The sequence below is a fragment of the Streptomyces sp. NPDC052114 genome, assembly GCF_040680155.1.
Classification (GTDB): Bacteria; Actinomycetota; Actinomycetes; order Streptomycetales; family Streptomycetaceae; genus Streptomyces.
Window position 1 is genome coordinate 50,770 of the sequence record NZ_JBFAWC010000004.1, and the last position, 12,077, is coordinate 62,846.

8 protein-coding genes are annotated in these 12,077 nt (G+C 71.5%); 4 read left to right on the forward strand and 4 right to left on the reverse strand.

What is annotated here, in order from left to right; genetic code table 11:
- Positions 1 to 35 precede the first annotated feature (35 nt).
- Both AB0L89_RS10245 and AB0L89_RS10250 read left to right on the forward strand, forming a co-directional pair.
- The gene (locus AB0L89_RS10245) at positions 36 to 926 is read left to right on the forward strand and encodes a 2-hydroxy-3-oxopropionate reductase (RefSeq protein WP_365137384.1); all 891 of its coding nucleotides are present in this window, start codon (positions 36 to 38) and stop codon (positions 924 to 926) included.
- Between the two features lie 189 nt (positions 927 to 1,115).
- Complete coding sequence (locus AB0L89_RS10250; RefSeq protein ID WP_365137387.1) at positions 1,116 to 2,573, forward strand: catalase; 1,458 nt, start codon at positions 1,116 to 1,118, stop codon at positions 2,571 to 2,573.
- A gap of 841 nt (positions 2,574 to 3,414) precedes the next feature.
- Here the strand turns inward: AB0L89_RS10250 and gcl are convergent.
- Positions 3,415 to 5,202, reverse strand: a complete 1,788-nt coding sequence (gene gcl, locus AB0L89_RS10255) for a glyoxylate carboligase (RefSeq protein ID WP_365137390.1) — start codon at positions 5,200 to 5,202, stop codon at positions 3,415 to 3,417.
- Positions 5,203 to 5,639: 437 nt separating this feature from the next.
- Here gcl and AB0L89_RS10260 point away from each other — a divergent pair, with 437 nt between their 5' ends.
- Positions 5,640 to 6,467 (forward strand): hypothetical protein, encoded by an 828-nt coding sequence (locus AB0L89_RS10260; RefSeq protein ID WP_365137393.1) that lies wholly within the window; start codon positions 5,640 to 5,642, stop codon positions 6,465 to 6,467.
- Positions 6,468 to 6,497: 30 nt separating this feature from the next.
- Here the strand turns inward: AB0L89_RS10260 and AB0L89_RS10265 are convergent, their stop codons facing one another.
- The gene (locus tag AB0L89_RS10265) at positions 6,498 to 7,658 is read right to left on the reverse strand and encodes an MFS transporter (RefSeq protein WP_365137396.1); all 1,161 of its coding nucleotides are present in this window, start codon (positions 7,656 to 7,658) and stop codon (positions 6,498 to 6,500) included.
- Positions 7,659 to 7,965: 307 nt separating this feature from the next.
- Here AB0L89_RS10265 and AB0L89_RS10270 point away from each other — a divergent pair, with 307 nt between their 5' ends.
- Positions 7,966 to 8,538: a GNAT family N-acetyltransferase gene (locus tag AB0L89_RS10270; protein WP_365137399.1), complete on the forward strand. Its 573-nt coding sequence runs from the start codon at positions 7,966 to 7,968 to the stop codon at positions 8,536 to 8,538.
- Here the strand turns inward: AB0L89_RS10270 and AB0L89_RS10275 are convergent.
- Complete coding sequence (locus AB0L89_RS10275) at positions 8,516 to 10,204, reverse strand: AMP-binding protein (RefSeq protein ID WP_365137402.1); 1,689 nt, start codon at positions 10,202 to 10,204, stop codon at positions 8,516 to 8,518. The genes AB0L89_RS10270 and AB0L89_RS10275 overlap by 23 nt on opposite strands.
- Complete coding sequence (locus AB0L89_RS10280) at positions 10,201 to 11,886, reverse strand: AMP-binding protein (protein WP_365138537.1); 1,686 nt, start codon at positions 11,884 to 11,886, stop codon at positions 10,201 to 10,203. The genes AB0L89_RS10275 and AB0L89_RS10280 overlap by 4 nt, the downstream gene beginning before the upstream one ends.
- Positions 11,887 to 12,077 lie beyond the last annotated feature (191 nt).

Sequence of the window (12,077 nt, forward strand, 5' to 3'; positions counted from 1 at the left end):
CACCGACGTACCAAAGCAGTTAGAGAGGCACCCTCATGAGCAACCTTCCCAAGATCGCGTGGATCGGCCTCGGCATCATGGGCTCCCCCATGTCCGAGAACCTGATCAAGGCGGGTTACTCCGTCACCGGCTTCACCCTGGAGCAGGACAAGCTGGACCGGCTCTCCGCCGCCGGCGGCACCGTGGCGAAGTCCATCGCCGAAGCCGTCAAGGATGCCGACGTCGTCGTCACGATGGTGCCCGCGTCGCCGCAGGTCGAGGCCATCGCGTACGGTGCCGACGGCATCCTGGAGAACGCGAAGTCGGGCGCCCTGCTCATCGACATGTCGTCGATCACGCCGCAGACCTCGGTGGACCTGGCCAAGGCCGCCAAGGACAAGGGCATCCGCGTCCTGGACGCCCCGGTGTCCGGCGGCGAGGCCGGTGCCATCGAGGCCGTGCTCTCCATCATGGTCGGCGGTGAGCAGGCCGACTTCGACGAGGCCAAGCCGCTCCTGGAGGCCCTCGGCAAGACCATCGTGCTGTGCGGTCCGCACGGCTCGGGCCAGACCGTGAAGGCCGCCAACCAGCTGATCGTCGCCGTGAACATCCAGGCGTGCGCCGAGGCCGTGGTCTTCCTGGAGAAGTCCGGTGTGGACCTGCAGGCCGCGCTCGACGTCCTGAACGGCGGACTCGCGGGCTCGACCGTGCTGACCCGCAAGAAGGACAACTTCCTGAACCGGGACTTCAAGCCCGGCTTCCGGATCGACCTGCACCACAAGGACATGGGCATCGTCACCGACGCCGCCCGCAACGTCGGTGCCGCCCTGCCCGTCGGCGCCGTGGTCGCCCAGCTGGTCGCCTCGCTGCGCACCCAGGGCGACGGCGGCCTCGACCACTCGGCGCTGCTCCGCGCCGTCGAGCGCCTCTCCGGCGCCCAGCTCTAAGGCCTCACCGGCCCCGGAGCACCCAGTCTTCCGGGCCGCGGCGGCGCTGACACCTGTCCTGTCGCGCCCAGGCGTCGCCGCGGCCCGGAACCACATCATCAACTTCAACAAACTGTTGACGTAGCTGTTCAGGGGTCCTTACGCTCCGAACACCTCAGCAGCTCAGCAGTCACAGCACGGAAGGTCACGATGTCGAAGCGCGTGCTTACGACCGAGTCCGGCGCCCCCGTCGCCGACAACCAGAACTCCGCCACCGCCGGCGTCGGTGGCCCGATCCTGCTCCAGGACCAGCACCTCCTGGAGAAGCTCGCCCGCTTCAACCGTGAGCGCATCCCGGAGCGCGTCGTCCACGCCCGCGGCTCCGGCGCGTACGGCTACTTCGAGGTGACCGACGACGTCACCGGCTTCACCCACGCCGACTTCCTCAGCGAGATCGGCAAGCGCACCGAGGTCTTCCTCCGCTTCTCCACCGTGGCGGACAACCTCGGCGGTGCGGACGCCGTCCGCGACCCGCGCGGCTTCGCGCTGAAGTTCTACACCGAAGAGGGCAACTACGACCTCGTCGGCAACAACACCCCGGTGTTCTTCATCAAGGACCCGATCAAGTTCCCCGACTTCATCCACTCCCAGAAGCGCGACCCCTTCACGGGCAAGCAGGAGCCGGACAACGTCTGGGACTTCTGGGCGCACGCCCCCGAGGCCACGCACCAGATCACCTGGCTGATGGGCGACCGCGGCATCCCCGCCTCGTACCGCCACATGAACGGCTATGGCTCCCACACCTACCAGTGGACCAACGCCCAGGGCGAGGCCTTCTTCGTCAAGTACCACTTCAAGACGAACCAGGGCATCCGCAGCCTCTCCGCCGAGCAGGGCGCCGAGATCGCGGGCAAGGACCCGAACTCGCACCAGACGGACCTGCTCCAGGCCATCGAGCGCGGCGTGAACCCGTCCTGGACCCTGCACGTGCAGATCATGCCGGCGGCGGACGCGGCGGACTACCGCTTCAACCCGTTCGACCTCACCAAGGTGTGGCCGCACAAGGACTACCCGCTGCAGCGCGTGGGCCGCCTGGTCCTCGACCGCAACCCGGACAACGTCTTCGCCGAGGTCGAGCAGGCCGCGTTCTCCCCGAACAACTTCGTGCCGGGCATCGGCCCCTCGCCGGACAAGATGCTCCAGGGCCGCCTGTTCGCCTACGCGGACGCGCACCGCTACCGCCTGGGCGTCAACCACACCCAGCTCGCGGTGAACGCCCCCAAGGCGGCCAAGGCCGACAACTACGGCCGCGACGGTCTGATGGCGTCCAACGCCTACGGCCGCGACCGCAAGAACTACGAGCCCAACTCGTACGACGGCCCCGCCGAGACCGGCAAGCCGCTGTCCGCGCCGCTGGCCGTCAACGGCCACACCGGTACGCACGAGGCCCCGGCCCACACCAAGGACGACGACTTCTTCCAGGCGGGCGAGCTCTACCGCCTGATGTCGGAGGACGAGAAGTCGCGTCTGGTGGCGAACATCGCCGGCGGCCTCTCGCAGGTCTCCCGCGACGACGTCATCGAGAAGAACCTCGCCCACTTCCACGCCGCCGACGCCGACTACGGCAAGCGCGTCGAAGAGGCCGTCCGCGCCCTGCGCGAGGACTGAGCGAGCAGCAACTCCCAGGCTGCATCGGTGGGTTGACGGGAGGTCGACCCACCGGTGCTGAGCCCGCACCGCCACGGACCCGGATGAGGGGTGGTCCCGTGGAACAGCGGGCAGGCACGGGTCCGCGGCGGCTTCGCGAGCCAGTGCGGTGGTCAAGGTCCGACGGCTCTCCTCTCGACCTGAGGGAGGGAAACCGACGGTTCCGTCGCGGCCGCCGCGGTCCCAGCCGAATCCTCCACTCGCCCCGGAGGTCCCACAGACTCCGCCCGGCAGCGCGCATGCATGTTCCGCCAGTCGCGCGCCGTCGGGCGGCAACCACGTTCATCCCCATCAGGCCAGAGCGCCGAGCACGGACGGTCCCGTGCTCGGCGCTCTTCTGTGTGTGTGCGGGCGTCCGGGCCTGCCGTGCGGGCCCTCGGGAACCGGCCGCCCCCGTCCCGTGCGCCGCGGTACGGCCCTGGGCACCGGAGGATACGGGCCCTGCGCACGGGCGACGGAGCCGTGGAGCCGCCGAACGGCCTCCCCATCCCCCGCGCGCCGGGCGGTCTCGCGCGCCAGGGCGAGCAGGCGCACGGAGCCGTGCCGCTCGGCCGCTCGCGGCCGCCCCCCCTGTGCGGGTGCGTCAGCCCGGTGGAGACCGCCGCCGCGCGCCTCAGCACAGCGGAGACCGCCGCACGCTTCAGCACAGCGGAGACCGCCGCACGCCTCGGTACGGGAGAGACCGGTGCGCGTCTCAGCACGGCGGCGACCGGCACACGCCTCGGCACGGCAGCGGCCCGCGCACGCCGAAGGGGCGGTCCACCCCGCCGGGTGGACCGCCCCTTCAGTGTTCAGCCGTGCGTCAGACCTTCAGCGGCCGGATCGCCGTCGGCGCGTGACCCGGCTCCGTGGCCAGCTCCTCGAACTCCGAGACGTCCGAGATGTCGGCCGTCTTGCTCATCGCGATGTTCGTGATGCGCTCCAGGATGGCCTCGACGACGACCGGCACGCGGTGCTCGGCCGCGAGCTTCTTGGCCTGCTCGAAGGCCGGCAGCAGCTCGTCGGGCTCGGTGACGCGGATCGCCTTGCAGCCCAGGCCCTCGGCGACCTTGACGTGGTCGACGCCGTAGACGCCCAGCTCCGGGCTGTTCTGGTTCTCGAACTCCAGGTTGACCTGGAAGTTGATGTCCAGACCGATCTGGGCCTGGCGGATCAGGCCGAGGTAGGCGTTGTTGACCAGGACGTGGACGTACGGGATGCGGTGCTGCGCACCGACCGCCAGCTCCTCGATCATGAACTGGAAGTCGTAGTCGCCGGAGAGGGCGACGACCGGGGTCTCCGGGTCGGCCTTCGCGACGCCGAGCGCGGCCGGGATGGTCCAGCCCAGCGGACCCGCCTGGCCGCAGTTGATCCAGTGGCGCGGCTTGTAGACGTGCAGCATCTGCGCGCCCGCGATCTGCGAGAGGCCGATGGTGGTGACGTAGCGCGTCTCCGGGCCGAAGGCCTTGTTCATCTCCTCGTAGACGCGCTGCGGCTTCATCGGCACGTTGTCGAAGTGCGTGCGGCGCTGGAGCGTGGACTTGCGCTCCAGGTGCGAGGCGACCCACTCCGAACGGTCGGGCAGCTTGCCCGCGGCCTTCAGCTCCTTCGCGACCTCGACGAAGAGCTCCAGCGCGGCCTTGGCGTCGGACGCGATGCCGTAGTCCGGCGCGAAGATCTTGCCGATCTGCGTCGGCTCGATGTCGACGTGCACGAACTTGCGGTCCTTGGTGTACACGTCCAGCTTGTAGCCGGTGTGACGGTTGGCCCAGCGGTTGCCGATGCCGAGGACGAAGTCCGACTCCAGGAACGTCGCGTTGCCGTAGCGGTGGCCGGTCTGCTGGCCCACCATGCCGGCGTTCAGGTCGTGGTCGTCGGGGATGGTGCCCCAGCCCATCAGGGTCGGCACGACAGGGGTGTTGGTGATCTCGGCGAACTCGACCAGCAGGTCGGAGGCGTCGGCGTTGATGATGCCGCCGCCCGCGATGATCAGCGGACGCTCGGACTCCAGGAGGAAGCCGATCGCCTTCTCGATCTGCGCGCGGGTCGCGGCCGGCTTGTAGACCGGCAGCGGCTCGTACGTCTCCGGGTCGAACTCGATCTCGGCCAGCTGGACGTCGATGGGCAGGTCGATGAGGACCGGGCCCGGACGGCCCGAGCGCATCAGGTGGAAGGCCTGCTGGAAGACGCCGGGGACCTGCGCGGCCTCCAGGACGGTGACGGCCATCTTCGTGACCGGCTTGGCGATCGACGCGATGTCGACGGCCTGGAAGTCCTCCTTGGCGAGCAGGTGGCTCGGCGCCTGCCCGGTGATGCAGAGGATCGGGATGGAGTCGCCGATCGCGGAGTACAGACCGGTGATCATGTCGGTGCCGGCCGGGCCGGACGTGCCGATGCAGACACCGATGTTGCCCGGGTTGGTCCGGGTGTAGCCCTCGGCCATGTGCGAGGCGCCCTCGACGTGGCGGGCGAGGGTGTGGTCGATGCCACCGCCCTCCTTGAGCGCCTTGTAGAAGGGGTTGATCGCGGCGCCCGGCACTCCGAACGCGTTGACGACGCCTTCGCGCTTGAGGATCTCGACTGCCGCGCGGGCAGCGGTCATACGTGCCATGGGAGTTCTCCTGCTTCGACAACGGCTTCGACAGCTTCGGCGGCCTTGACGGCCGACGAGTACGGCTGGCGGTTTCGGCTCCCGTCGCGCCCCGCGGTGAGCTTCAGTTTCCGCATTGTGGAAAGTTTGTTCTGCTATATGGAAGCAATGTAAGCGGGTGCGCCGGAGACCGTCAAGAGACATCCGGGATCCGGCCGAGGTGGGGCCGCCTCCTGGCCGTTGTCGCAACTTGCCGCCGCCGGGCACGCCTTGGGTGGAGGATGGGAGAGGACGGCGCGAGGGGTCGACGGCACCCCGGTGAGCGAGGCGCGCGACGGGACGGCGTACGGCGGGCGGTGACGACCATGGCGGACAGCGGCGTGTCGATACGGTGTCCGGACTGCCGACGCGAGCATCTGTACGCGCCGCCCTGCTTCCCCTGTGCGTGCGGCGCCCCCGTGGCCCCGACGGTGGTGCGGGGCGCGGCGCCGGTGCCGGTGACCGACCCGACCTGGGCGGACGACTGGATCACGGTGCGCTGCTGGGCCTGCGGCCGGCAGGGCCAGTGGCCCCAGCCGGAGCTGGGCTGCGACTGCGGGACGACCCTGCGGATCCCGGTCGTGGCGAGAGGGTCGGTCGCGGGGGAATCCCACGCGGAGGGGCCGGTCGCCCGTGCCGAGGGGCCTGTCTCCCGTGCCGAGGGGCCTGTCTCTCGTACCGAGGGGCCGGTCGCCGGGGACCTTTCCGCGACGGAGCCGACGGGGGCTGCGGGGACGACGGGCGCGACGGAGCGGGGCGCCCACGGACCGGACGACGGGGATCCCGGCGACGGCGAGCCCCACGGGCCCACCGTCCCCTCCCACATCCCGCTGCCCCGCACGGCCCCGCGGCCCCGTCCCGCGTTCCGGCCGGTGACCATCCGCGACGCGCGGGACGCCGTGACCGTGGCCGCGCTCTATCTGCGGTGGCTCGGCTACCTCAACACCCGCAGCGCCGCCGGACGCCCCACCTCGGGCACCCGCATCGCCGCGCGCGGGCTGCTCGCCCAGGTCGAGCCCGCGCTGCGGCCCACCACGCTCCGCGACGTCGAGTGCCTGTGGCTGACCGCCATGAACGACGCCGGCGACACCCCCGTCACCTGCGCCTACTTCAGCCTCTCCGGCTATACGCCAGAGGCCCGCGCCTGCGCGGACTCACTGGCCATGCCGCTGTTCACCATGGACCTCACGGGCACGCCCCAGCCGATCAACAGCGCGGCGGACGAGCTGGTCGCCACGGGGGCGTGAGACCGGGGCCCACGCGAAGGACCGCCCGCCCTACCGCGGGGCGCGTCCGCGCAGGTGCAGCAGGTGCCGGGCCAGGGCCAGCGCCGCCAGGAGCGCGACGAGGCCGCACACCCCCGGCCAGCCGAAGGCCCCGTACGCCCGCACCCCGAGCCACGACCCGACACCGCCGCCGACGTAGGCGCACGTCATGTACGCCGTGTTGAGCCGCGCCCGCGCCTCGTCGCTCAGCGCGAAGATCCGTACCTGGCTGGCGACCGAGCCCGCCTGCATCGCCACGTCCAGGAGCAGCGACCCCACCGCGAGGGCGACGATGCCCGGCGTCCCGCCGAGGCCCCCGAGGAAGAGGACCGCCGCCGCCACGAGGACCGCGACCAGGCAGACGAGGTTGACCGCGTCGGGCCCCCGCCGGTCCACCTGGCGTCCCGCCAGCGGCGTACAGAGCATGGTCCCCGCGTTGACCAGGGCGAGCGCGCCGACCGCCGAGGCGCCCAGGCCGTACTCGGGGCCGGTCAGCAGGAGCGCGACGCCGGTCCACAGCGCGGAGAACCCGCCGAAGATCATCGCCTGGTAGAAGCCGGAGCGGCGCAGCTCCGGCTCGGTGCGCAGCAGCCGCAGGGACTCGGCGACGAGCGCGGGGTAGCGCTGCCGGGTCGGCGCGGTCGTCCGCGGCAGCGCGCGGAGCAGGACACACGCCATGACCAGGGCGACGGCCGCCGTCAGCAGGTAGGGGGCGCGCCAGCCAAGCCACTCCCCCACGCTGCCGCCGAAGGCACGGGAGAGCAGCATGCCGCCGATCGAGCCGCTCAGCAGCGTGCCGGTGACGGCGCCGCGCCGGTCCGCGGGGACGAGGCCCACCGCCATGGGCGCCACGATCGGGGCGATCACGGTGGTGACGCCGATGAGGAAGCTCGCGGCGACGAGGGACTCCAGGCCCGGCGCGGCGCCCGCGCCGAGCAGGCCGAGTCCGGCGAGCGCGAGGAGGGTGGCGATGAGCGTCCGGTGCGGGACGCGGTCGCCGAGCGGGACGAGCAGGAAGATGCCGGCCGCGTAACCGAACTGGGTCGCCGTCACCACGAACGCGGCGGTGTCGGCCGGGACCCGCAGCCCGTCGGCGACCAGCGGGATGAGGGCCTGCGGGAAGTAGACGTTGCCGACGGCCACGCCACAGACGACGGCGAGCAGCAGGACCATGCCGCGGCCGAGACCGGTCGGGGCTGACGGGGCCGACGGACCGGTCGGGGCTGACGGGGCCGACGGGGCCGACGGGGCCGACGGGACAGGAGGTGCCTCCGCGGCGGGCGGTCCGGCCGCTCTGTCGGCTTCCGGGGTCGCGGGCTCGGTCGGGTGCACTCTCACCTCATGGGTTCGGCGGACGGGCCGCCCCTGCCGCCGGCGGACGGACACGCCGCCCGCCCCGTCGAGCCGCGGACGGGCCGCCCCACGATCACCCACTCACCCGCCCCCGCACAACAGGTTTTGGCCCGTGCATACTCGCCCCATGCCCACGATCCCCACGTGCCCGGCCCCGCCCCGCGTCCGCCCCGCCACCGCCGGTGAACTCCCCGTGCTCCAGGACATCGAGCGCGCCGCGGGCGAACCCTTCCGTGCCCTCGGCATGGCCGCCATCGCGGACGACGAGCCGCCGGCGGTCGAGGAGTTGGAGCGGTTCCGGCGGGCGGGCCGGGCGTGGGTCGCCGTCGACGCGGACGACGCGCCGATCGCCTACCTCGTCAGCGAACCCGTCGAGGACGCGGACGCCGAGCACATCGAGCAGGTCACCGTCCATCCGCGCGCCGCCCGCCGCGGCGTCGGACGCGCCCTGATCGAGCACGTGGCGACGCTCGCGCGCGGCGAGGGGCGGACCGCGCTGACCCTGACGACGTTCGCCGACGTCCCGTGGAACGCGCCGTACTACGCCCGGATCGGCTTCCGTCCGCTGGCGGAGGACGAGCTGACCCCGGCCCTGCGGAGGATCCGCGCGCACGAGGCGGAGCTCGGCCTCGACCGGTGGCCCCGCCTGTGCATGCGCCGCCCCCTGACGGGGGACGTCACGCCCCGAACCGCTCCCTGAGCTCGATCTTGCGGACCTTCCCGGAGACCGTCATCGGGAAGGACTCGAGGATCCGCAGGGCGGCCGGGATCTTGTAGTGGGCCAACTGCCCCTTGCAGTAGGCCTGGAGGTCCTCCAGCGTCAGTACGTCGCCGGGGTCCCGCAGGATCACGCAGGCGAGCGGCACCTCTCCGTACCGCTCGTCGGGCACGCCCACCACCTGGACGTCCGCGATCCCCGGGTGGCCGTAGAGGAACTCCTCGATCTCGCGGGGGTAGATGTTCTCGCCACCCCGGATGATCATGTCCTTGATGCGGCCGACGATCTGGACGTAGCCGTCCTCCCGCATGACCGCGAGGTCGCCCGTGTGCATCCAGCGGCCGTCGTCGATGACCTCGGCGGTGCGCTCGGGCTCGCTCCAGTAGCCGAGCATCACACTGTAGCCGCGGGTGCGCAGCTCGCCGGAGGCGCCGCGCGGCAGCGTCACCCCGGTCACCGGGTCGACGATCTTCACCTCGATGTGCGGCAGGACCCGGCCGACGGTGCCCGTGCGGCGCTCCAGGTCGTCCTCGCGGCGCGTCTGCGTGGAGACGGGCGAGGTCTCGGTCATGCCGTAGCAGATGGAGACCTCCTCCATGTGCATCTCGGCGACGACCCGCTTCATCACCTCCACCGGACAGGGCGAGCCCGCCATGATGCCGGTGCGCAGGGAACTGAGGTCGTACGTCGCGAAGTCGGCGAGGTTCAGCTCCGCGATGAACATCGTCGGCACGCCGTACAGCGAGGTGCACCGCTCCCGCTCGACGGCGTGCAGCGTGGCGACGGGGTCGAAGGACGGCGCGGGGATGACGATGCACGCGCCGTGCGAGGTGGCACCGAGGTTGCCCATCACCATGCCGAAGCAGTGGTAGAAGGGCACGGGCAGACAGACCCGGTCCTGCTCGGTGTAGCCGACCGTGCGGCCCACCCAGTAGCCGTTGTTGAGGATGTTGTGGTGGGAGAGCGTGGCTCCCTTGGGGAAGCCGGTGGTGCCCGAGGTGTACTGGATGTTCACCGGGTCGTCGCAGCTCAACTCGGCCTCACGCGCGCCCAGTTCGTCGTCGTCCACGGCCCTGGCGGCGTCCAGGAGCACGTCCCACGAACCGTCGCCGATGTAGTGGACGGCGCGCAGCTCGGGGCAGCGCGGCCGGACCTCGTCGACGAGCGCGCGGTAGTCGCTGCTCTTGTGGGCCGGGGTGGCGACGAGCACGGAGACACCGGCCTGCTTGAGGACGAACTCCAGCTCGTGGGCGCGGTAGGCCGGGTTGATGTTCACCATGACGGCGCCGATGCGGGCGGTGGCGTACTGCACGAGCACCCACTCGGCGCAGTTCACCGCCCAGATCCCCACGCGGTCGCCCTTGGCGACGCCCGACCCCAGGAATCCCCGCGCCAACTGCCGTACGGCCCGGTCGAATTCGGCGTACGTCCAGCGAGCGCCGGTGGGCACGTCGACCAAGGCGTCGCGGTCGGGCCAGGCGGCGACGGCCCGGTCGAGGTTCCGGCCGATGGTGTCGCCGAGCAGCGGGGTGGTGCTCGTCCCGTGCGCGTACGACAGTCCGCTCGCCACCAGCCCTTCGCGTGAGGCGCCCGCCGCATGCCCTTCTCGTGGCGCGCCCGCCGGAACCGTCTCGGGTGAGGCGCTCATCGGTAGTCCTCCTCGCGGTACTCGGCGTCGGAGCCCTTGGCGGTCGCCTCGCGCAGCTCGATGCGGCGGATCTTGCCCGACACCGTCTTGGGGAGCGCGCCGAACTCGATGCGGCGCAGCCGCTTGTAGGGGGCGAGCACCGCGCGCGAGTGCTCGAAGAGCAACTTCGCCGTGTCCGGGCCCGGTTCATAGCCTTCGGCGAGCACCACGTACGCCTTCGGCACGGCGAGCCGCAGCGTGTCCGGCGCGGGCACGACCGCCGCCTCCGCGACCGCCTCGTGCTCCAGGAGGGCGCTCTCCAGCTCGAACGGGGAGATCTTGTAGTCGGAGGCCTTGAAGACGTCGTCGGCGCGGCCCACGTACGTGATGTAGCCGTCGGCGTCGCGCGAGCCGATGTCGCCGGTGCGGTAGTAGCCGCCCGCCATGGCCTCGGCGGTGCGCTCCAGGTCGCCGTGGTAGCCGACCATCAGGCCGACGGGGTTCACGCCCAGGTCGAGGGAGATCTCGCCCTCCGGCGCGCCCGGCGCGCCGGTCACCGGGTCGAGCAGCTCGACGACGAAACCGGGCGTGGGCCGGCCCATGGAGCCCGGCTTCAGCTGCTGGCCGGGCGAGTTGGCGACCTGCACGGCGGTCTCCGTCTGGCCGAAGCCGTCGCGGATGGTGACGCCCCAGTCGCGCCGCACCTGCTCGATGACCTCGGGGTTCAGCGGCTCGCCCGCGGCGACGACCTCGCGCGGCGGGGTGCGCAGCTGGGTCAGGTCGGCCTGGATGAGCATGCGCCACACGGTGGGCGGCGCACAGAACGACGTCACCCCGGCGCGGTCCATCTCCGCCATCAGCCGTCCCGCGTCGAAGCGGGTGTAGTTGTGGATGAAGACGGTGGCCTCGGCGTTCCACGGGGCGAAGAGGTTCGACCAGGCGTGCTTGGCCCAGCCGGGCGAGGAGATGTTCAGATGGACGTCGCCGGGCTTGAGCCCGATCCAGTACATCGTCGCCAAGTGGCCGACCGGGTACGACACATGGGTGTGCTCGACGAGCTTGGGGCGCGCGGTGGTGCCGGAGGTGAAGTAGAGCATCAGCGGGTCGTCGGCGAGGGTGATCCCCTCGGGCTCGAAGACCTCGGAGGCCTCGTCGACGCCGTCGTAGGAGAGCCAGCCCGCGAGGTCGCCGCCGCCGACGACGATCCGGGTGTAGGCGCCGGGCACGTCGTCGAACTTCGCGGCGTCCTCGGGGCGCACGACCACGTGCCGGGCGCGGCCCCGCTCGATGCGGTCGCGCAGGTCGACGGGGCCGAGCAGCGGCGTCGCCGGGATGACGACGGCGCGCAGCTTCATCGCGGCGAGCGCCAGCTCCCACAGCTCCACCTGGTTACCGAGCATCACGACGATGCGGTCGCCGGCCCGGACGCCCTGCGCGCGCAGCCAGTTGGCGGCCCGGTTCGAGCGCGCGGACAGCCGCGCGAAGGAGAAGCGGCCCTCCGTGCCGTCCTCCTCGACGATGTGCAGCGCGGTCCTCTCGTTGCCGTCGGCGATGACGTCGAACCAGTCGAGCGCCCAGTTGAACCGCTCCGGCCGGGGCCAGGCGAAGCCCTCGTACGCGGCGGCGTAGTCCTCTCGGTGCCGCAGGAGGAAGTCCCGTGCGGTACGGAACTGCTCCGTGGCACTCGTCCCGGTCGTCGTCATGTGCACCCCTACTCGATTCCCGCTCTTGCCGTCGCCCGCCACGCCCGCGGCCATCGAACTCACGACCACCGAACTCCGGGTCGCGCGTACCGCCGCGCACATTGCCGGACGCTACGTAACATCGTGTAATTCGTGATGCGGGTCTCACTACCCCCGGACGGGGGTATCGCGAGGTGAAGGGACGAGCGCGT

Coding starts and splice junctions, on each gene's coding strand:
- AB0L89_RS10250 (WP_365137387.1), top strand. CDS start 1,116: ATGTCGAAGCGCGTGCTTACGACCGAGTCCGGCGCCCCCGTCGCCGAC.
- gcl (WP_365137390.1), bottom strand. CDS start 5,202: ATGGCACGTATGACCGCTGCCCGCGCGGCAGTCGAGATCCTCAAGCGC.
- AB0L89_RS10245 (WP_365137384.1), top strand. CDS start 36: ATGAGCAACCTTCCCAAGATCGCGTGGATCGGCCTCGGCATCATGGGC.
- AB0L89_RS10265 (WP_365137396.1), bottom strand. CDS start 7,658: ATGGTCCTGCTGCTCGCCGTCGTCTGTGGCGTGGCCGTCGGCAACGTC.
- AB0L89_RS10275 (WP_365137402.1), bottom strand. CDS start 10,204: ATGAGCGCCTCACCCGAGACGGTTCCGGCGGGCGCGCCACGAGAAGGG.
- AB0L89_RS10270 (WP_365137399.1), top strand. CDS start 7,966: ATGCCCACGATCCCCACGTGCCCGGCCCCGCCCCGCGTCCGCCCCGCC.
- AB0L89_RS10280 (WP_365138537.1), bottom strand. CDS start 11,886: ATGACGACGACCGGGACGAGTGCCACGGAGCAGTTCCGTACCGCACGG.